This is a genomic window from Streptococcus sp. 17.1 (genome assembly GCF_016648655.1).
Lineage (GTDB): Bacteria > Bacillota > Bacilli > Lactobacillales > Streptococcaceae > Streptococcus > Streptococcus salivarius_E.
In genome coordinates this window covers 1-19,396 of record NZ_JACLQM010000010.1, presented here as the reverse complement: position 1 = coordinate 19,396, position 19,396 = coordinate 1, and the positions used below count along the sequence as shown (strand labels likewise).

Sequence of the window (19,396 nt, the reverse complement as noted above, 5' to 3'; positions counted from 1 at the left end):
GTTTTTTAATATTTTCTAAAACGTTGATAACGCGCTTCAAGTAAGTCTTCTGTTGATAATTGGCTTAATTCTGCCAACTCATCTACAATTGCTGTCTTAATTGCTTCAATAATTTCACTTGTAAAGTAACCACGTTCTGGGATAACCTTATCAACGATTCCCATGTTAAGCAACTCGCCTGATGTAATCTTCATCAACTCTGCCGCCTCTTCTGAACGTGAGCCATCTTTCCAGAGGATAGTTGCAAATCCTTCAGGACTCAAGATAGAATAGATGGTATTTTCAAGCATCCAAACCTTATCGGCTACTGCCAAGGCAAGAGCTCCTCCCGAACCACCTTCACCAATGATAATGGCAATAATTGGCACCTTAAGGTCGCTCATTTCCATAAGGTTACGCGCAATTGCCTCACCTTGTCCGCGTTCCTCTGCCCCAACACCAGGATAAGCACCTGCAGTATTGATAAAGGTAACGACTGGACGACCAAACTTTTCAGCCTGTTTCATGAGGCGAAGAGCCTTCCGATAACCCTCTGGATGAGGTTGCCCAAAGTTACGATTGAGATTATCTTGTAGGTTTTTACCTTTTTGGATACCCACTACTGTAACGGCTTGGCCATTTAAGCGACCAATACCACCGATAACGGCACCATCATCACGGAAATTACGGTCACCATGAAGTTCGATAAAGTCATCGAAGATTCCTTGGGCAAAGTCCAAAGCAGTTAAACGGCCTTGGTCACGCGCTTCTTTTAAAATACGTGCTACGTCGCTCATTGAACACCTCCATGGAATGATAAGAGTGTGGCAATGGTATCAGCCAACTCTGTACGTTTAACAATGGCATCAACAAAACCATGTTCTTGAAGGAACTCAGCCTTTTGAAAATCATCTGGCAAAGTTTCACGAACTGTGTTTTCAATGACACGACGACCTGCAAAACCAATCAAGGTTTGTGGCTCAGCTAAGATGATATCACCTTCCATGGCGAAACTTGCTGTAACCCCACCAGTTGTTGGATCTGTCAATACAGTCAAATACAACAAGCCAGCATTCGAATGACGTTTTACAGTAGCTGAAATTTTAGCCATTTGCATCAAACTCATGATTCCTTCTTGCATACGGGCCCCACCAGATGCTGTAAAAATAACAACTGGAAGTTTTTCCTCAATCGCATGTTCAAAGAGTTTAGTGATTTTCTCACCAACAACAGTCCCCATTGAAGCCATGATAAAGTTAGAATCCATAATGGCCAAGGCTGTTTTTTGCCCCTTGATAGTTGCAACACCAGTCACAACAGCTTCATCAAGACCAGTTTTTTCCTTAGTCGCTGCTAGTTTCTCCATATAACCTGGAAAATTCAATGGATTTTCAGTTTTAATGCCTGTAAACAGTTCTTGGAAAGATCCCTCATCAACTGTTAAATCGAGACGTTCTTTAGCGGAAATACGGAAGGTATAAGAACAGTTTGGACAGATTTTAGCTTGCCCCAAGTCCTTTTGATAAATAGCTTGCTTACAGCCAGGACATTTGGCAAAAAGCTCATCTGGTACTTCTGGTACCTGGTGATCAACCCCATTACGTACAGAACGGTTAGGATTGATACGGATATACTTTTCTTTTCGATCAAATAATCCCATAAACTCTATTCCTCACGATTCTGGTATTCTGGTAGGAAAGTTTCCATCAAGAATGATGTATCATAATCTCCAGCAATAACGTTACGGTCTGAAATCAAATCCAATTGGAAGTCAGCATTTGTCACAACTCCATCGATTTCAAGCTCGTAAAGAGCACGTTGCATCTTCATGAGTGCCTCAAATCGATTTTCTCCATGAACAATGATTTTAGCAATCATTGAATCATAGTAAGGGGGAATAGTATAGCCAGGATAGACAGCACTGTCCACACGAAGGCCAACACCACCACTAGGTAGGTAGAGATTGCTAATTTTCCCTGGGCTTGGTGCAAAGTTGAACTTAGGATTTTCCGCATTGATACGACACTCAATGGCATGTCCCTTGATTTCAATATCATCTTGAGCCACAGATAATTTTTCACCTGCGGCAATACGGATTTGTTCTTTAACAATATCCACACCACTTACAAATTCAGTAACTGGGTGCTCAACTTGAACACGGGTATTCATTTCCATAAAGTAAAACTGACCTGTTTTTTCATCAAGAAGAAACTCGATAGTACCCGCATTTTCATAATTAACAGCCTTAGCGGCACGGACAGCCGCAGAACCAATTTCGTGACGAAGTGTCTTACCAATAGCAACTGACGGTGATTCTTCCAAAACCTTTTGGTTATTACGTTGAAGAGAGCAATCACGCTCACCTAGGTGAACAATATTACCATAGCTATCTCCCAAAATTTGAACCTCGATATGACGAGCTGGGTAAATAACTTTTTCAATATACATCGCCCCATTACCAAAGGCTGCTTTAGCTTCTTGTGACGCAGATTCGAAGGCAGGAGCTAACTCTTCTTCAGTGTTAACCTTACGAATCCCCTTACCGCCACCACCAGCAGAAGCCTTAAGCATTACTGGGTAACCAAGACGGTTGGCAACCTCTAAAGCCTCCTCAACTGTAAAGACTTCACCATCTGAACCAGGAATTACAGGGACATTAGCCTTAATCATTTCAGCACGGGCATTGATTTTATCACCCATCTTGTCCATGACTTCGCCTGAAGGACCAATAAACTTGATGTTCATTTCTTCACAGAGAGTGGCAAATTTAGAGTTTTCACTCAAGAAACCAAACCCTGGATGAATAGCTTGAGCCTCAGTCACAATAGCAGCTGATAGGACACGATTCATATTCAAATAAGAATCCGTTGATTTTGCAGGCCCGATACAAATAGCTTCATCAGCGAGCATAGTATGGAGAGAATCCTTATCCGCTTCAGAATAAATAGCAACCGTTTGGATACCCAATTCACGCGCTGCACGGATAATACGCACTGCAATTTCACCACGATTGGCAATCAATAATTTTTTAAACATAAAACAAGATAACATCAGACATTTTTTGATAGTCTGTGTTGATTTCCTTTCTATGTGATAGACCAATATCTAAAGAAAAATCCTTTCCGACTGTCGCCAGAAGGATTTTCACAAAACATTAGCTTCCAATAGCAAAAGTCAAAGTACCTGATGCAGCAAGTTTACCATCGACTTCAGCCTTAGCTTCAACAACAGCAATTGTTCCACGACGTTTAACAAACTTAGCTGTCATAACAAGTTGGTCACCAGGAACCACTTGTTTTTTAAATTTAACCTTATCCATACCTGCATAAAAGACTAATTTGCCCTTGTTTTCAGGTTTAGACAATTCAAGAACACCAGCTGTTTGCGCAAGAGCTTCCATGATAAGAACACCAGGCATAACTGGGTATTGAGGAAAATGTCCATTAAAGAAAGGTTCATTGATCGTTACATTTTTAATAGCTGTGATTTCGTCTTCTGAAACTTCTAGCACACGGTCAACCAAAAGCATTGGATAACGGTGTGGTAAAGCTTCACGAATAGCATTAATATCAATTGTCATTTGATGCGTACCAATCCTTTTCCGTAGTCAACAACTTCTTCATTCGCTACCAAGATTTCAGTAATAACACCATCTTTAGGTGCTGGCACTTCATTCATCACCTTCATTGCTTCAACGATAAGAAGCGTTTGACCTTTCTTAACAGTATCACCAATAGAAACAAAGGCTGGTTTTTCAGGTGATGGAGACAAGTAAGCCACACCAACAAGTGGACTTTCAACCACTTCACCTTCAGCAGCTTGAGCAGGAGCAGAAGCTTCTTCAACTGGTGTTGCTGGAGTTTCAACAGCGGCAGGTGCTGCTACTGGAGCTTGAGGAGCTGGCGCAACTACTTCAACTGTAGGAGCTACTGGGGCAGCTGTTACTGAACTTGTTTGATTTTTGCTCAAGTTCAATTCTTCACCATTATTTTTGTATGAAAATTCACGTAAAGTTGAAGCATCAAATTGAGCCAATAAATCTTTGATTTCAGAAATATTCATGAATTAAGCCTCCCAACGTTTAAAGGCAAGAACAGCATTGTGTCCACCAAAACCGAAGGTATTTGAAATTGCGTACTCAATATCAGCTTCTTGACCTTCACCATAAACAACATTAGCTTCGATGTAGTCAGACAATTCTTTTGTACCAGCAGTTTTCGGTACATAGCTATGACGAATCGCTTCGATTGTTGCAATAGCCTCAACTGCACCAGCAGCACCTAGCAAGTGACCTGTAAATGATTTAGTAGATGAAACTGGAACATCTTTACCAAGTACAGAAACAATGGCACCACTTTCACCCTTTTCATTAGCAGGTGTTGATGTCCCGTGAGCATTGACATAATCAACATCTTCAGGTTTGATACCAGCTTCATTGATAGCCAATTTAATTGCTTTAGCAGCACCTGAACCGTCTGGAGTTGGTGTTGTCATGTGGTAGGCATCACAGTTTGATCCGTAACCAACAATCTCAGCCAAGATGTTAGCACCACGTTTTTGGGCATGTTCCAAGCTTTCGATAACGAGAACCCCTGCACCTTCACCCATAACAAAACCATTACGGTCTTTATCAAATGGAATTGATGAACGTTCTGGATCCTCTGTTGTTGAAAGTGCTGTAAGAGCATTGAAACCACCAATACCAATCTTAGTGATTGAAGCTTCAGCACCACCAGCCAAGACAACATCATGCAAACCGAATTTAATTTCACGGAAGGCTTCACCGATTGCATCATTGGCAGAGGCACAAGCAGTCGTCACTGATTTACATACCCCTTGAGCACCAATTTTAAGAGCAATGTTACCAGCACCCATGTTTGAAAGTGCTTTAGGGATAAACATTGGTTTGATACGTTTCATCCCACGTTCGTGCATACGAATGATTTGATCTTCAAGTTCTTGAAGACCACCGATACCAGATGACACGATGACACCAACACGATCACGATCTTCTTCTTCCATGTTAAGTCCTGAATTTTCAAGAGCTTCCATAGCAGCATAAATCGCATAAAGTGAGTAAGTGTCCATACGGTTAGTATCTTTTTTCACAAAGTACTTATCGAACGGGAAATCTTGGATCTCACCAGCGTTAAAGACTGGAATTTCAGAAGCATCGAACTTCGTAATTGGTTTGATACCAATTTTACCGTCATGAAGACTGTTCCAAAATTCTTCTGGTGTATTACCGATTGGTGAGGTTACGCCGTAACCTGTAACAACAACACGATTTGTAGACATATATATTCTCCTTTTGTCGGGTGGATATTCTAGTAAATGACTTTTTGATATTGACATTCAATTATTGCATGGTCATACCACCATCAATAGCGATGGTTTGACCTGTGAGATATTCTTGACTAGCCAAGAATGCTGCAACTTCAGCCACTTCTTCTGCTTGACCAATACGTTTCATTGGCACTTGAGCAATCATAGCATCTTTCATTTTCTCTGGAATAGCGTCAGTCATATCTGATTCAATGAAACCAGGAGCAATAGCATTGACACGGACACCACGAGCCGCAACTTCACGCGCCACTGATTTTGTAAAACCAATCAAACCAGCTTTTGAAGCCGCATAGTTAGCTTGACCAATATTCCCCATGAGACCTACAACAGATGACATATTGATGATGGCACCTTGACGAGTCTTAGACATTGGTTTTAAGACAGCCTGTGTCATATTGAAAGCACCAGTCAAGTTGATTTTCAAGACACGTTCAAAATCTTCTTCACTCATCTTCAACATCAACTTATCGTTAGTGATACCAGCATTATTAACTAGCACATCAACACTACCAAGCTTTTCAATAGCTTCAGCTACCATACGTTTAGCATCTTCACCGTTAGAAATATCACCTGAGATACCTACAACAGTTACACCATAATCTGCAAACTGTGCAAGCAAGTCCTCAGAGATTTCAGAACGTCCATTTAAAACAACATTGGCACCAAGACTAGCAAATTTGTGTGCCACAGCTAATCCAATTCCACGTGTTGAACCTGTTACAAAAACATTTTTATTCTTAAGTTCCATGTTTACCTCGTTTTAAGCATTAAGAAGGGCATCAAGACTAGCTTGATCTTCAACATTATGAGTTGGTAAGGTTTTATCAATTTTCTTCAAGAAGCCCGACAAGACTTTTCCTGGACCAATCTCAATTACTTCATCTACACCAAATTCTTGGATAGTGGCAATCGAATCATAAAAACGTACAGGTTCCATCACCTGACGAGCCAAAAGTGCTTTGACGTCTTCTGACTTCATGATTTGAGCCTCAGTATTACCTACTAAAGGAAGCGTAAAGTCCTTGAATGACACTTTCTCAAGTTCTGCTGCCAATTTTTGACTAGCTGATTCAAGTAAAGCTGTATGGAACGGCCCTGAAACATTAAGAGGAATCAGACGTTTAGCACCAGCTTCTTTAAGCAATTCCACAGCATAATCAACAGCCTCAACTTCACCACCAATAACAATTTGTGCTGGAGTATTATAGTTAGCAGGCGTTACTACACCCTTTTCAGATGCTTTTTGACAGATTTCCTCAATCAAACTTGGATCTGTATTCATGACAGCAACCATTTTCCCACTTCCAGCAGGAGCAGCTGTTTCCATGAATTCTCCACGTTTAGCAACCAAGGCTACCGCATCCTCAAATGAGAGCGCTCCGGCCGCAACTAGGGCAGAATATTCACCCAAAGAGAGACCGGCAACAATATCAGGAGTAATACCATTTTCTGCCAAAAGGCGATAAATGGCTACTGATGTTGTCAAAATAGCTGGTTGAGTATAGCGTGTCTGATTAAGTTTTTCTTCGTTAGAATCAATCAATTCACGCAAATCATAACCTAGAATACGACTAGCCGTATCAAATGTCTCTTTGACAACGGGATAAGTCGCATACAAATCGCTCGCCATGCCCAATTTCTGAGCCCCTTGACCAGCAAATAAGAACGCACGTTTTGTCACTATCCTAATCCTTTCGACGTTTTTAGACGTTTACATCTGCCCAACGAGCAGCTTCTTCTTTAATCACCTTGGCAGCACCTGTGTATAGGTCTTCCAAAATTTCTGCACATGTTTCTTCTTTACGAACAAGACCTGCAATTTGTCCAGCCATAACTGAACCATATTCCACATCTCCATCAACAACCGCGTTACGAAGGGCACCTGCACCAAGCTCTTCAATTTCCTCTTGAGTCTTCTTACCAGCCAAGAAATCTTTTTCAGCTTGGTTATATTCAGTAGCCAATTTATTCTTAATCGCACGAACTGGGTGTCCAACAACTGAGGCTGAAATAACAGTATCAATATCTTTAGCCTTCAAAATCTTATCTTTGAAATTTTGGTGTGCATTAGATTCTTTAGCAACAGCGAAACGCGTACCAACCTGAACAGCATCTGCTCCAAGCATAAGAACAGCAGCCATACCACGTCCATCAGCAACACCACCAGCTCCAATAACTGGGATAGATACCGCATCAGCAACTTGGCGAACAAGTGCCATAGTTGTCAATTTACCGATGTGACCACCAGCTTCCATACCTTCTGCAACAACAGCATCTGCTCCAAGTTTTTCCATACGTTTAGCAAGTGCTACCGATGGAATAACTGGGATTACTGTAATTCCAGCTTCGTGGAAACGTTCCATATATTTACCTGGGTTTCCGGCTCCTGTTGTAACAACCTTAACGCCCTCTTCGATAACGAGGTCGACGATGTCATCTGCAAATGGTGACAAAAGCATGATATTAACACCGAATGGTTTGTCAGTGATTTGTTTTACTCTATCAATATTAGCTTTTACCACTTCTTTAGGGGCATTACCACCACCAATTATTCCGAGTCCACCAGCTTTTGAAACGGCTCCTGCCAAGTCGCCATCAGCAACCCAGGCCATACCACCTTGGAAGATTGGATATTTAATTCCTAACAGTTCTGTAATACGAGATTTCATTTTGCACCTTTTTTCGATTTTCTAATCAAATAAATAGTTTAATAATCAAAGTAATTGTATAAACAAAGGAGAATATCCCAAATAAGAATATTCTCTATGCCCTGCTTATTTAGTTTTTTCTTCTACGTAAGCAACAAGGTCACCAACAGTGTTAAGACCTTCTTCAGTTTCGATTTGGATATCGAACTCATCTTCGATTTCCGAGATAACTTGGAACACGTCAAGTGAGTCAGCGTCAAGTTCGTCAAAAGTAGTTTCTACTTTTACTTCTTCTGCATCTTTCCCAAGTTCTTCAACGATGATTTCTTGTACTTTTTCAAATACTGCCATTTTAATTTCTCCTTTAAGATAAATATATTTCTTATAATCTATGCTGGTGCATAATTTATATAACTAGATTTTAACAATAAGACTGCCCCATGTCAAACCCCCACCAAAACCTGATAAGAGAATTGTTTGACCGCTGTCTAATTTTAAGGTCCCATTCGCCACGTTTTCAGAAAGCAGAATTGGGATACTTGCCGCACTGGTATTACCATAAGACATCATGTTTGCCAAGAATTTATCACGACTGACATCGATTTTCTTAGCCATAATATCCAAAATACGAATATTAGCTTGATGAAGAAGGAAGTAATCAGGCTCACCTTTTTCTTCAACCAAGGCCTTAATACTCTTTGAAACCGTCTTAACGGCAAAATCAAAGATTGCTTTCCCATCCATTTGCATATAGGGATTAGGCTGATCAGACTCATCTGAATAAGGCGAGATAACTGCAGAGGCTCCTGACTCAAGACCACCCTTGCTACCATCGGTATTTAAAGATTCTCCCAAGAAATGTTCTTCTTCAGTTTCTTCCAAAAGGACTCCGCCAGCACCATCTCCAAAGAGGACAGCTGTTGTACGGTCAGACCAGTCTAATGTTTTAGAAAGGACTTCAGCACCAATGACTAGACCTCTTTTGTAGACACCTGACTTAATCAATTTTTCTGCGGTTGCCAGGGCAAAGACAAACCCACTACATGCCGCAGTAATATCAAAAGCAAAGGCATTGACTGCTCCAATTGTTCCTTGAACACGCGCTGCCACTGACGGCATCGAGCTATCAGGAGAAATCGTTGCAACTAAAACAAAGTCTAGCTCCTCAGGAGCTAATCCTGATTTTTCTAATAGCTGATGAGCAACATTGGTAGCTAAATCACTCGTATTCTCATTCAATGAGATGCGACGTTCCTGAATACCGGTACGTGAGCGAATCCACTCATCGCTAGTATCCATGATTTTTGATAGGTCATCATTAGTCACGACCTGAGCAGGTGCATAATGGGCAACCTGACTAATTTTTGCAAATGCCATTATTTCAACTCCTCAAGAAATGCGTGGAGATTTTCCAATCCCTTGCTCATAACCTTCAATTCCTCGTCGTTAAAGCCTTCTGTAATCCTCATCACCATTGATTTATGAAAACGACGGTGAAGACGATATACCAAACGACCCTTTTTAGAAAGCGAAAGATGGACCACACGACGGTCAACTGATGAACGCGTACGGACAATATAACCTTTCTTTTCAAGTTTATTGAGAGATGTTGTTACAGTACCAAGAGTTAGCATGAGTTCTTTAGCTACTGCACTTGGTGTCGTATCTGGATGTGTACCGATCACATCAATGGTATGCATTTCCTTGAGGGAAACATCGTTAAACTTTGAATTCTTTAAACTTGCTTCTTCGATAATAACTACGTTATTAAAAATATCAACAAGATAGCCATCAATTTTGTCGTAATTCACACCAGACTCCTTTCAATAAAACTTTGACTTTCAAATTATATCAGACTCAAACTAATTTCGCAAGCCCGATTAAAAAACTTTAGTTTTTCTTTTAGAAAATGTGGCTATTTCCCTTGGAATTTAGGTCGACGACGCTCACTATAAGCACGTACCCCTTCTTTGAAGTCTTCTGTGAAAGCAAGAGATTTTTGCAAGTCAAGTTCCAACTTAGCGTAATTTTCCCATCCTGCAAATTCAGATTCCCAAACCATTTCTTTAATGGCTTTAAAGGAATTCACTGAAGAGCGATTCAATTTTTTAATCAATTGACTCACAGTTTTTTCAAGTTTTTCTGACTCAACAACTTTGTAGGCAATTCCCCAGTCCAAGGCTTTTTCAGCTGATACTGGCTCTCCTGTCATGGTAATTTGAGTCGCACGGTTAATACCGATTGAACGTGTCAAAAGGTAGAGACCTCCAGCGTCAGGTGCCAAACCAACACCTACAAAAGCTTGGATGAATTTAGCTTTATCAGATGCAATCGTAAAGTCTGCTGCAACAGCTAAGTTAGCTGCAGCACCTGCACATGGTCCATCAACTACCATGATGACTGGCTTAGGCAATTTTTTAAGAGCAAAAGAAATTTCATTTACCTGCTCAGCAATACGAACCAAAGACTGTACATCATCTACAGCAACCGCTTTTTGCATTTGATCAAGGTCACCGCCAACAGAAAAGACTTTTCCATTAGCATTGATTACCAAGAATTTTACTGACGCATCTTGTTTAGCTTGCTCAATTGCAGCCATAATCTCATCACAAACTGGAATATTAAATCCATTTTGCACTTCTGGACGATTAAGCGTTAAAGTTGCTACTCCATCTTCAACACTATAAAGAATTGTTTCGTAAGCCATTTTTTGCATTCCTCCGATAACTAGTTCCTATATGAAAAACGTATGTTCTTTATATTTTTATCACAATTTTATTTGATGAATAGATAATTTGATTATCAAATCATTCATCGTTATTTTCTAGTATACCATAGTCCATCTAAAGGTCAACAGAAACTTAGAGTTTTTTAATTTGATACATCAAAACACCGAGTTCTACAACTCGGTGTCTCTTCTATTTTAATAAATCTAAAACATCTATAAGGTTATCCAACAAGCCTTTGGCTGCACCTTGATCCATGCCAAAACGATTATCTTTAATGGCCCAAACCTCAACACCTGCAGCGACTCCAGCAGCAATCCCCTTTTCGCTATCTTCGATAATCAAAGCCTGATTTGCTTCCACGTTCAAATGCTTCAATGCTGTCAGATAAATCTCTGGATTAGGTTTACTCTCTTTAAATTCTTCTCCTGAGAGAACCACATCAAAGAAACCATCCAAATGATTTTCCTCTAAAGCTCTAAGGATATCTGCCTTCACTGAGCTAGAAGCCAAACCTATTTTCAGCCCTCGAGATTTCACTTCATTCAAGACTTTCAAAACATCAGGAAAGATTAATTCTTTGTAGGGTAAGGGGTTGTCTTGTTTATAGGCATTGTACTCTTCTTGTAAAGTTGGCACATCCCAGTTATCATAGTCATCTCTGAGAATATTTTCCCAAACTTGCTTGGTATTTCCACCTATAAAGAAAGACGGGGGTAAATGGTCTATTGAAATTCCCTTTTGAGCTAAGAAATTTGCACGTCGATCATAATAATATTTTTCAGTGTCAAAAAGGACACCATCCATATCAAAAATAATTGCCTCTACCACGGGATATCCTCCTTTTCTTTCCTTATTGTACCATAATCAGACTAAATCTTACTTGCTTTTAAAAACAATGTGACAAATTGTCAGAATTTTGCTATAATTGTAGAGTAATTTAAAATTTTTGGAGTAACTATGAAAGTCATCAAATTCGGTGGGAGCTCACTTGCTTCAGCCACACAATTAGAAAAAGTCTTAAACATTGTAAAATCTGACCCTGAACGTCGCTTTGTCGTAGTATCAGCCCCTGGTAAGCGTAACGATGAAGATACCAAAGTCACAGACGCCTTGATTAAATACTATAAACACTACACAAAAGGTGCTGATGTCAAAGCTGACCAAGAATGGATTATTAACCGCTACCAAGCTATGGTCGATGAGCTAGGCTTCAAATCAACAGAAATGGCGAAGATTGCTAAATCTATCAACGATCTTGCCACTCTTCCTATTGAAGACAATGATTTCCTTTATGATACTTTCCTAGCTGCAGGGGAAGATAATAACGCAAAATTAATCGCAGAATATTTCCGTAATAACGGTATTGAAGCACGTTACGTTCACCCTCGCCAAGCTGGTATTTTTGTCTCAAGCGAACCTGGAAATGCTCGTATCCTTCCAGGAGCTTATGACAAGTTGGAAGAGCTTCGTGAATCAGATGAGGTTCTTGTAATCCCTGGTTTCTTCGGTGTTACCCCTGATAATCAAATTTGTACTTTCTCACGTGGAGGCTCTGATATCACTGGTTCTATCGTTGCAGCTGGAGTTAAGGCAGATTTATATGAAAACTTCACAGATGTAGATGGTATTTTCGCAGCCCATCCTGGTGTCGTTCATGAACCACATTCAATTCCAGAGTTGACTTACAAGGAAATGCGTGAATTGGCATATGCTGGCTTCTCAGTTCTTCATGACGAAGCCCTTCTCCCTGCCTACCGTGGTAAAATTCCACTCGTTATTAAAAATACAAATAACCCAGACCACCCAGGCACACGCATTATTCTTGAACACAAGGGAGCAACTGTTCCTGTTGTTGGTATCGCGAGCGATGATAAATTCGTCAGCATCAATATGACCAAATACCTCATGAACCGTGAAGTTGGTTTTGGACGTAAGGTCCTCCAAATTTTGGAAGATTTAAACATCCGTTGGGAACACATGCCTTCTGGAATCGATGATCTCTCAATCATTATTCGAGAACGTGAACTTACCCCAATCAAAGAACAAGAAATTCTTTCATACTTGACTCGTGAACTCGGTGTTGATGAAGTTGAAATTGAACATGGCCTTTCAATTCTCATGATTGTTGGTGAAAATATGAAAGACCACATCGGTGTTACAGCGACAGCAGCTAAAGCGCTCTCTGAAAAACATATTAACCTAGAAATGATTTCTCAAGGTTCTAGTGAGGTTTCTGTTATGTTTGTAATTGAAACTGAGCAAGAAAAAGCAGCCGTCAGAGCTCTTTATGATGCCTTTTTCCGTAGTGACGACTAATCTAAAAACCTATCTCCTTCAGGGAAAGGTTTTTTCTTTATGAGAAAAACTAAGCCAGCTCTTATCATATCTACTCCAATAGCCAATTCATTAATCAATTATGCATAGCTATTGCAAACCAAAAAACACTAACTTTCGTTAGTGCTTTTTTTACAAGATGTTTTCGTAACTTTCACGAACGGCATCTGGCCAAACTGAAGTTTGAACCTCACCAATATGTTTCTTACGAAGCAAGAACATAGCCATACGTGATTGACCAATACCTCCACCAATTGTTAGTGGGAAAAGGCCATGTAACAAAGCTTGGTGCCAATCCAATTTCAAACGATCTTGGTCGCCAGTAATTTCAACCTGACGTTTAAGGGCATCTTCATCAACACGAATACCCATTGATGACAATTCAAAAGCATGTCCTAATTGTTCATTCCAAACCAAGATATCTCCATTCAAACCACGGTAACCATTCTCAGACTCAGTTGTCCAGTCATCATAGTCAGGTGCACGACCATCATGTGGTTTTCCATCAGGAAGAACACCACCGATACCAATCAAGAATACAGCACCATATTCCTTGGTAATAGCATCTTCACGCTCTTTTGGTGTCAAATCAGGGTACTTCTCAACAAGCTCTTCTGAATGGATGAAGGTAATTTTCTTAGGTAAAATTGCTTCAATATCGTAACGTGCTTCAACTGCTAGCTCAGTCAAACGAATGACCTTATAAATGGTTTCAACAGTTTCTTTCAAATAAGCGATATTACGATGTCCGTCAGGAATAACTTTTTCCCAGTCCCATTGGTCAACGTAAACAGAGTGCGTTGCATCCAATGAATCTTCATCTGGACGAAGAGCCTTCATATTAACCACGAGCCCTTCACCTTCATTGAAACCAAAACGAGCCAAAGTATGGCGTTTCCATTTTGCTAATGAGTGAACAACTTCGTATGTCGCGTCTGGAATCTGAAGTACATTAACAGTTACAGGATTCTCAATACCGCTCAAATTATCCTGCATACCATCCCCGACCTTACTCAAAATAGGCCCTTGCACTTCAACGACGTCAAGTTTATCAATCAAATACTGTGTAAAAGTATTCTTCACAAAAGAAATTTCCTCTTGTTGATGAATGAAGCTCTTTTTCATACGCTCCTCCTTTAAAAAATCGATAAGCCTATTATACTCCTATTTTTCAGAAAAATAAAGAAATTTTCCAACAATTTTGAAAATTTCTTGTTTTTTATGTTAGGTTTTATCACATTTTCTTAGTTAGCTTCACAACTGCTTCTGTTCGAGCCGTATGAGGAAACATATCTACTGACTGGATATAATTAACATCATAAACTTTAGCCAAAGAAACTAGGTCTCTAGCCAAAGTAGATACATTACATGAAACATATACCATTTTTTCAGGAGTGTAGTCCAGTATCGTTTTAAGTAGCTTATCATCTAAACCAGTTCTAGGGGGATCCACAATAAGAGCATCTGCTCGATAACCTTCCTTGTACCAACGTGGAATGATATCTTCTGCTTTACCCACCTCATAGTGAGCATTTCCCAGTCCAAGTGATTTGGCATTCTTCCTAGCATCCTCAATAGCCTCAGGAATAATATCCATACCTCGAATACTCTTTACCTTATTTGCAAAAGCAAGTCCAATAGTACCAACCCCACAATAAGCATCAATAAGGTGTTCAGCCTTACCTACATCCAAAGCTTCAACGGCCTGACCATAGAGTACCTCTGTTTGTTGAGGATTCAACTGGTAAAATGCACGAGGAGAGAGAGCAAAGCTATAGTCCAGTACCTCTTCTTGAATAGTGTCTTGCCCCCAAAGAATTTCCGTCTCTTGACCATAAATCTCGCTAGATTTCGAATAATTATAATTGACAGCAATAGTTACAATCTCTGGAAAACTTTCCGTCAATTCCTTAACTAATTTAGTGAAAGAAACTGATTTAGAGGTTACAAAAATCAACTGGACCTGATTTGAACCCAAAGCACGTCGTATCATAACGGTCCGAATTCCAGAAATTTTACGCTCATTATAAATTGGCAACCTGTATTTATCTAACAAATTTGTCACCTTATTCATGATGACTTGAGTTAGCTCATCCTGAACTAGGCAATCATCAATATTAATGAGGCGATGACTCCCTTCCGCAAATAAACCAGCTTTGACTGAACCACCAAAAGAACGGGTTTGAAATTGTAGTTTAGCTCGGTAATGTTGTGGTTGCTCCATCCCTATTGTTGGACGAATGTCATATGACTCAAAATTAGCCGGTTTAAACTTCTTCAAGGCTTGTCCTAATAAGTCAGTTTTAAACTCTAATTGCTTATCATAACGAAGATGCATTAACTGGCAACCGCCACAGTCTTCATAAATACTACATGCAGGTTCAACACGAAACTTAGAAGGTTTATTAATCTTTAATAATTTGGCCTGAACAAAGTTTCTCTTAACAGAAACAACCTGACAGAATACTTCCTCACCCTTCAAAGCCCCTGGCACAAAAACTAGAGTTTTCTTATAAAAACCAATGCCTTCGCCATTGATTCCCATGCGTTTTATCTTAAGCGGGATACGCTGTTTCACTTGTAAATTCATACTACCATTCTAACATTTTGATATAATAATAACTATGAAAATCACAAAAATCGAGAAGAAAAAGAGACTTTATCTCCTTGAGATAGACAAAAAAGAGAGTCTCTACGTTACAGAAGATACCATCGTTAAATACATGTTGACTAAAGAAATGATACTGGACAAAGATCAACTAGAGAATATTAAATCCTTTGCCCAGTTCTCGCATGGTAAAAACTTAGCCCTCTATTTTATTTCATTTAAACAACGTACTGAGAAAGAGGTAAAAGATTACCTTTTTAAACATGAAATAAACCCTCATATAATTCCAAAAATTATTGATAATCTAAAAAGAGATCACTGGATTGATGATTACAAACTCCTAGAAAGTCTAGCTCAACAAAATCTGAATTCAGGTGATAAAGGAGCCTATGTGCTGAAGCAAAAATGGCTTCAAAAAGGTTGTAACAAACAGATCATTGACGATGTTTTAAGTCAATTTGATTTCTCAGAAATAGCCATTAGAGTAGCTTCAAAACTGTTACGAAAATATCAGGAAAAACTACCATCTAAAGCCCTAAAAGATAAATTAACTCAAAGCCTTATCAATAAAGGTTTTTCATTTCAAGAAAGTAAACTAGCAATCGATCATCTAGAACTTGAAGCAGATGAAGAAACTGAACAAGCTCTCCTTTATAAAGAAATAGATAAGCAATATCAAAAATTTAGTAAAAAATACGACGGTTATGAACTTAAGCAGCGCTTGACACAATCTTTAGCCAGAAAAGGTTATGACTTTGATGCCATAGCATCCGCTCTAAGAGAATATTTATAGGAATTCTCCCCTCTTTTCAAAAAATTATGATACAATAATGGGGATAACCCTTATTGTAGAAAGAGGACGCCATGAAATTACCAAAAGAAGGCGACTTTATCACAATTCAAAGTTATAAGCATGATGGTAGTTTGCACCGTACTTGGCGCGATACTATGGTACTAAAGACAACTGAGAATGCTGTTATTGGCGTTAACGACCACACCCTCGTTACTGAAGCAGACGGAAGACGATGGGTAACACGTGAACCTGCTATTGTTTATTTCCACAAAAAATACTGGTTTAATATTATAGCCATGATTAGGGATAACGGCATTTCCTACTACTGCAATTTAGCTAGTCCATATATTTTGGACCAAGAAGCACTAAAATATATTGACTACGACCTAGATGTCAAGGTCTTCGCTGATGGTGAAAAAAAATTGCTAGATGTAGATGAGTATGAAACACATAAAAAAGAAATGCATTACTCTCCTGATATTGACTATATCTTAAAGGAACATGTTAAAATCTTGGTAGATTGGATTAACAATGGTAAGGGGCCATTTTCGCAATCTTATGTTAACATCTGGTACAAACGTTATCTTGAACTAAGGAATCGTTAAAGTTGTCATAAAAAAGACTAGTAATAATACTAGTCTTTTTTTGCACTAAAAACGAATGCTTCGGAATCTAAGTCCATATTCAAAAGATAACGACCTTCTTCTACTTGAATAAGATACCCTAATAATTCTAAAGCATCAACAAAAATATTCCTTCTCTTTTGAAGTACAAACTCCTTCCTTATGTATTTTAATAGAAAAGTCGTTACATGTTTCAAAAAGTATTCAGGATTAACATCCCCTAATTTGTCATATAATCTATTCTGCTCTTCAGATAATGGTAGATTTTCTCTTAATTTATAGAAATAATTTGAAATCGTAAGTTCGTCTCTCGTGATACCCGTTTGTTCGATAATAACAACATCATTAGTAGAATTAGATATCTCAGTAACAAATTTACGATTTAATAGCTCTAAATAACAAGTAGAATCATCTTCAATAAAAAAATGCTGATCTAAGTCAATTGTAGAAGAATCCAACACAAGACTAATTAATAAACGGTAACGTTTCTCAAATCGTTCAATATAGCCTACTTTTACAAACTCCTCAATTAATTTATCTATATTCTTTTGAAAAGGAAACTGCCTTTTTATTGCTCTCAGGGTCACAGGCTGATTAAGATATAGATAATTCACTATTTCCATAAAAAAAGCTTGCTTACATAGTTTATTTGGGTTAAATTGTATTATCATAAGAAGTATTATACCATTAATCAGACCACTAAAAAAAGGCCTGACGGCCTAATTTTATGCATTAAAGCTTTCAGTCAACTGTGGTACCACTTGTTTCTTACGAGAAACGGCACCTTCAAGGAAAGCATGATTATTTTCTAAAACAAAATCAAAAGCATTTTCAACTTTATCAGTATTTGAACCAAGTGCAAGAATTTCTGAATTTGAATTAAGGATATCAGTAATCATTAAGACAAAGTCAGAGTATCCATTGCTTTTAATTGAGTTATTAATAGCTTCTTCGATTTCCTCTTGACGAGAAAGAACATCGGAAATATCAACTGTATTAACTTGTGCAACACGAACTTGATTGCCATTCAATTCAAAAGTTTTGGCATCAATATCAATAAGTTCTTCAACAGATTTAGAAGAAAGATTAGTACCAGCTTTAAGCATAGCAAGTCCATATTCTTCCAAATTAACTCCAGCAATTTCTGCAAGTTCAGCTGCAACTGCAGGATCTGAAGCATGTGTAGTTGGAGATTTAAGGAGAAGAGTATCCGAAATCAAACCTGACAAAAGCAAACCAGCCACTTCCTTAGGAACTTCAACATTGTTTTCTTTGAACATACGATAAACAATTGAAGAAGCTGATCCAACAGGTTCCAATCGCATCATTAATGGATTAGCGGTTTCAAAGTTAGCCACACGGTGATGGTCTACTACCTCAATAACCTCAACATCCTTAATATCTGAAATAGATTGTTGAAACTCATTATGGTCTGTAAGAATTACTTGATTAACTCCCTCTGACAGAGCTGATTCAACAACTCGTGGTGCCTCAACACCAAAATAATCAAGAACGAAAGCAGTTTCTTCGTTAGGAGTACCTAAAGCAACAGCTTCAGCATCAACGCCAAGTTGACGTTTCAAATAAGCGTATCCATAAGAAGACCCAATCGCATCAGAATCAGGGTTTTGATGACCAAAAACAAAAACTTTAGACATAAATTCACCTCAAAAATAGTATTATAAGCTATTATAACATATAAAAAAAAGAAACAAAATAAAAAGAGTAACCTAAGTCACTCAAAAATATAGTCCGTACGGGATTCGAACCCGTGTTACCGTCGTGAAAAGGCGGTGTCTTAACCCCTTGACCAACGGACCATCTTTATGCCGGCTACATGACTTGAACACGCGACCCTCTGATTACAAATCAGATGCTCTACCAACTGAGCTAAGCCGGCTAACTTTTCTAATGCGGGTGAAGGGACTTGAACCCCCACGCCGTTAAGCGCCAGATCCTAAATCTGGTGCGTCTGCCAATTCCGCCACACCCGCATATATGACCCGTACTGGGCTCGAACCAGTGACCCATTGATTAAAAGTCAATTGCTCTACCAACTGAGCTAACGAGTCTCAAATATTTCTACTTGAACGGTCCCGACGGGAATCGAACCCGCGATCTTCGCCGTGACAGGGCGACGTGATAACCGCTACACCACGGGACCTATGGGAGTTAACGGGATCGAACCGCTGACCCTCTGCTTGTAAGGCAGATGCTCTCCCAGCTGAGCTAAACTCCCTTTGTGCTAAGCGACTACCGTATCTAACAGGGGGCAACCCCCAACTACATCAGGCGTACTAGGGCTTAACTTCTGTGTTCGGCATGGGAACAGGTGT

General features: G+C 39.2%; 21 protein-coding genes, 6 tRNA genes and 1 rRNA gene. 3 read left to right on the top strand and 25 right to left on the bottom strand.

What is annotated here, in order from left to right:
- Nucleotides 1-5: 5 nt before the first annotated feature.
- From H7T99_RS07095 to H7T99_RS07030, 14 genes are all read right to left on the bottom strand, one after another.
- Complete coding sequence (locus H7T99_RS07095) at nucleotides 6-776, bottom strand: acetyl-CoA carboxylase carboxyl transferase subunit alpha (RefSeq protein ID WP_014633561.1); 771 nt, start codon at nucleotides 774-776, stop codon at nucleotides 6-8.
- Nucleotides 773-1,639 carry an acetyl-CoA carboxylase, carboxyltransferase subunit beta gene (accD, locus tag H7T99_RS07090; RefSeq protein ID WP_037601843.1) on the bottom strand — a complete coding sequence of 289 codons (867 nt, stop codon included), beginning with the start codon at nucleotides 1,637-1,639 and terminating at the stop codon, nucleotides 773-775. The genes H7T99_RS07095 and accD overlap by 4 nt, the downstream gene beginning before the upstream one ends.
- A gap of 5 nt (nucleotides 1,640-1,644) precedes the next feature.
- Nucleotides 1,645-3,015: an acetyl-CoA carboxylase biotin carboxylase subunit gene (locus tag H7T99_RS07085; protein WP_037601903.1), complete on the bottom strand. Its 1,371-nt coding sequence runs from the start codon at nucleotides 3,013-3,015 to the stop codon at nucleotides 1,645-1,647.
- 118 nt (nucleotides 3,016-3,133) lie between these two features.
- Nucleotides 3,134-3,559: a 3-hydroxyacyl-ACP dehydratase FabZ gene (gene fabZ, locus H7T99_RS07080; protein WP_002885470.1), complete on the bottom strand. Its 426-nt coding sequence runs from the start codon at nucleotides 3,557-3,559 to the stop codon at nucleotides 3,134-3,136.
- Nucleotides 3,556-4,041, bottom strand: coding sequence for an acetyl-CoA carboxylase biotin carboxyl carrier protein (gene accB / locus H7T99_RS07075; protein ID WP_037601841.1), 486 nt, complete (start codon nucleotides 4,039-4,041; stop codon nucleotides 3,556-3,558). The genes fabZ and accB overlap by 4 nt, the downstream gene beginning before the upstream one ends.
- A gap of 3 nt (nucleotides 4,042-4,044) precedes the next feature.
- Complete coding sequence (fabF, locus tag H7T99_RS07070; protein WP_002885574.1) at nucleotides 4,045-5,277, bottom strand: beta-ketoacyl-ACP synthase II; 1,233 nt, start codon at nucleotides 5,275-5,277, stop codon at nucleotides 4,045-4,047.
- 61 nt (nucleotides 5,278-5,338) lie between these two features.
- A complete protein-coding gene (gene fabG / locus H7T99_RS07065; protein WP_037601838.1) occupies nucleotides 5,339-6,073 on the bottom strand; it encodes a 3-oxoacyl-[acyl-carrier-protein] reductase in 735 nt (244 codons plus the stop codon).
- Nucleotides 6,074-6,085: 12 nt separating this feature from the next.
- Nucleotides 6,086-7,006 carry an ACP S-malonyltransferase gene (gene fabD, locus H7T99_RS07060; protein WP_002886655.1) on the bottom strand — a complete coding sequence of 307 codons (921 nt, stop codon included), beginning with the start codon at nucleotides 7,004-7,006 and terminating at the stop codon, nucleotides 6,086-6,088.
- A gap of 22 nt (nucleotides 7,007-7,028) precedes the next feature.
- Nucleotides 7,029-7,994 carry an enoyl-[acyl-carrier-protein] reductase FabK gene (gene fabK / locus H7T99_RS07055; protein WP_037601835.1) on the bottom strand — a complete coding sequence of 322 codons (966 nt, stop codon included), beginning with the start codon at nucleotides 7,992-7,994 and terminating at the stop codon, nucleotides 7,029-7,031.
- A 105-nt stretch (nucleotides 7,995-8,099) separates the two neighbouring features.
- Nucleotides 8,100-8,324, bottom strand: a complete 225-nt coding sequence (locus H7T99_RS07050; protein ID WP_002885495.1) for an acyl carrier protein — start codon at nucleotides 8,322-8,324, stop codon at nucleotides 8,100-8,102.
- A gap of 63 nt (nucleotides 8,325-8,387) precedes the next feature.
- Nucleotides 8,388-9,350, bottom strand: coding sequence for a beta-ketoacyl-ACP synthase III (locus H7T99_RS07045; RefSeq protein ID WP_037601832.1), 963 nt, complete (start codon nucleotides 9,348-9,350; stop codon nucleotides 8,388-8,390).
- Nucleotides 9,350-9,784, bottom strand: a complete 435-nt coding sequence (locus H7T99_RS07040; protein ID WP_002885562.1) for a MarR family winged helix-turn-helix transcriptional regulator — start codon at nucleotides 9,782-9,784, stop codon at nucleotides 9,350-9,352. Before H7T99_RS07040 ends, H7T99_RS07045 begins: the two co-directional genes overlap by 1 nt.
- Before the next feature lie 104 nt (nucleotides 9,785-9,888).
- Nucleotides 9,889-10,680: an enoyl-CoA hydratase gene (locus H7T99_RS07035; RefSeq protein ID WP_037601410.1), complete on the bottom strand. Its 792-nt coding sequence runs from the start codon at nucleotides 10,678-10,680 to the stop codon at nucleotides 9,889-9,891.
- 211 nt (nucleotides 10,681-10,891) lie between these two features.
- Complete coding sequence (locus tag H7T99_RS07030) at nucleotides 10,892-11,530, bottom strand: HAD family hydrolase (protein ID WP_037601829.1); 639 nt, start codon at nucleotides 11,528-11,530, stop codon at nucleotides 10,892-10,894.
- A 129-nt stretch (nucleotides 11,531-11,659) separates the two neighbouring features.
- Between H7T99_RS07030 and H7T99_RS07025 the strand changes: the two genes are divergently transcribed.
- Nucleotides 11,660-13,018, top strand: a complete 1,359-nt coding sequence (locus H7T99_RS07025; RefSeq protein WP_002886649.1) for an aspartate kinase — start codon at nucleotides 11,660-11,662, stop codon at nucleotides 13,016-13,018.
- Nucleotides 13,019-13,168: 150 nt separating this feature from the next.
- Here H7T99_RS07025 and asnA read toward each other — a convergent pair whose 3' ends face one another.
- Together asnA and rlmD are read right to left on the bottom strand one after the other, a co-directional pair.
- Entirely contained in the window at nucleotides 13,169-14,161 is a 993-nt protein-coding gene (gene asnA, locus H7T99_RS07020) for an aspartate--ammonia ligase (protein WP_037601826.1), read from the bottom strand.
- A 109-nt stretch (nucleotides 14,162-14,270) separates the two neighbouring features.
- Nucleotides 14,271-15,626 carry a 23S rRNA (uracil(1939)-C(5))-methyltransferase RlmD gene (rlmD, locus tag H7T99_RS07015; protein ID WP_037601823.1) on the bottom strand — a complete coding sequence of 452 codons (1,356 nt, stop codon included), beginning with the start codon at nucleotides 15,624-15,626 and terminating at the stop codon, nucleotides 14,271-14,273.
- 34 nt (nucleotides 15,627-15,660) lie between these two features.
- Here rlmD and recX point away from each other — a divergent pair, with 34 nt between their 5' ends.
- Nucleotides 15,661-16,437, top strand: coding sequence for a recombination regulator RecX (recX, locus tag H7T99_RS07010; protein WP_037601820.1), 777 nt, complete (start codon nucleotides 15,661-15,663; stop codon nucleotides 16,435-16,437).
- 71 nt (nucleotides 16,438-16,508) lie between these two features.
- On the top strand, nucleotides 16,509-17,042 hold the full coding sequence (locus H7T99_RS07005; RefSeq protein ID WP_002886644.1) for a DUF402 domain-containing protein: 534 nt from the start codon (nucleotides 16,509-16,511) through the stop codon (nucleotides 17,040-17,042).
- A gap of 29 nt (nucleotides 17,043-17,071) precedes the next feature.
- Here H7T99_RS07005 and H7T99_RS07000 read toward each other — a convergent pair whose 3' ends face one another.
- The 9 genes from H7T99_RS07000 to rrf all read right to left on the bottom strand — a co-directional run.
- Nucleotides 17,072-17,731: a DUF1803 domain-containing protein gene (locus tag H7T99_RS07000; RefSeq protein ID WP_037601817.1), complete on the bottom strand. Its 660-nt coding sequence runs from the start codon at nucleotides 17,729-17,731 to the stop codon at nucleotides 17,072-17,074.
- A gap of 54 nt (nucleotides 17,732-17,785) precedes the next feature.
- The gene (locus tag H7T99_RS06995; protein ID WP_037601810.1) at nucleotides 17,786-18,718 is read right to left on the bottom strand and encodes a manganese-dependent inorganic pyrophosphatase; all 933 of its coding nucleotides are present in this window, start codon (nucleotides 18,716-18,718) and stop codon (nucleotides 17,786-17,788) included.
- A gap of 90 nt (nucleotides 18,719-18,808) precedes the next feature.
- A tRNA-Glu gene (locus H7T99_RS06990) sits at nucleotides 18,809-18,880 on the bottom strand.
- A gap of 7 nt (nucleotides 18,881-18,887) precedes the next feature.
- Nucleotides 18,888-18,960, bottom strand: a tRNA-Thr gene (locus tag H7T99_RS06985).
- Nucleotides 18,961-18,972: 12 nt separating this feature from the next.
- Nucleotides 18,973-19,054: transfer RNA gene (locus H7T99_RS06980), tRNA-Leu, on the bottom strand.
- Between the two features lie 5 nt (nucleotides 19,055-19,059).
- Nucleotides 19,060-19,132, bottom strand: a tRNA-Lys gene (locus H7T99_RS06975).
- 19 nt (nucleotides 19,133-19,151) lie between these two features.
- A tRNA-Asp gene (locus H7T99_RS06970) sits at nucleotides 19,152-19,224 on the bottom strand.
- 2 nt (nucleotides 19,225-19,226) lie between these two features.
- Nucleotides 19,227-19,299: transfer RNA gene (locus tag H7T99_RS06965), tRNA-Val, on the bottom strand.
- A gap of 5 nt (nucleotides 19,300-19,304) precedes the next feature.
- Nucleotides 19,305-19,396 (bottom strand): 5S ribosomal RNA (gene rrf, locus H7T99_RS06960); the annotation flags it as partial.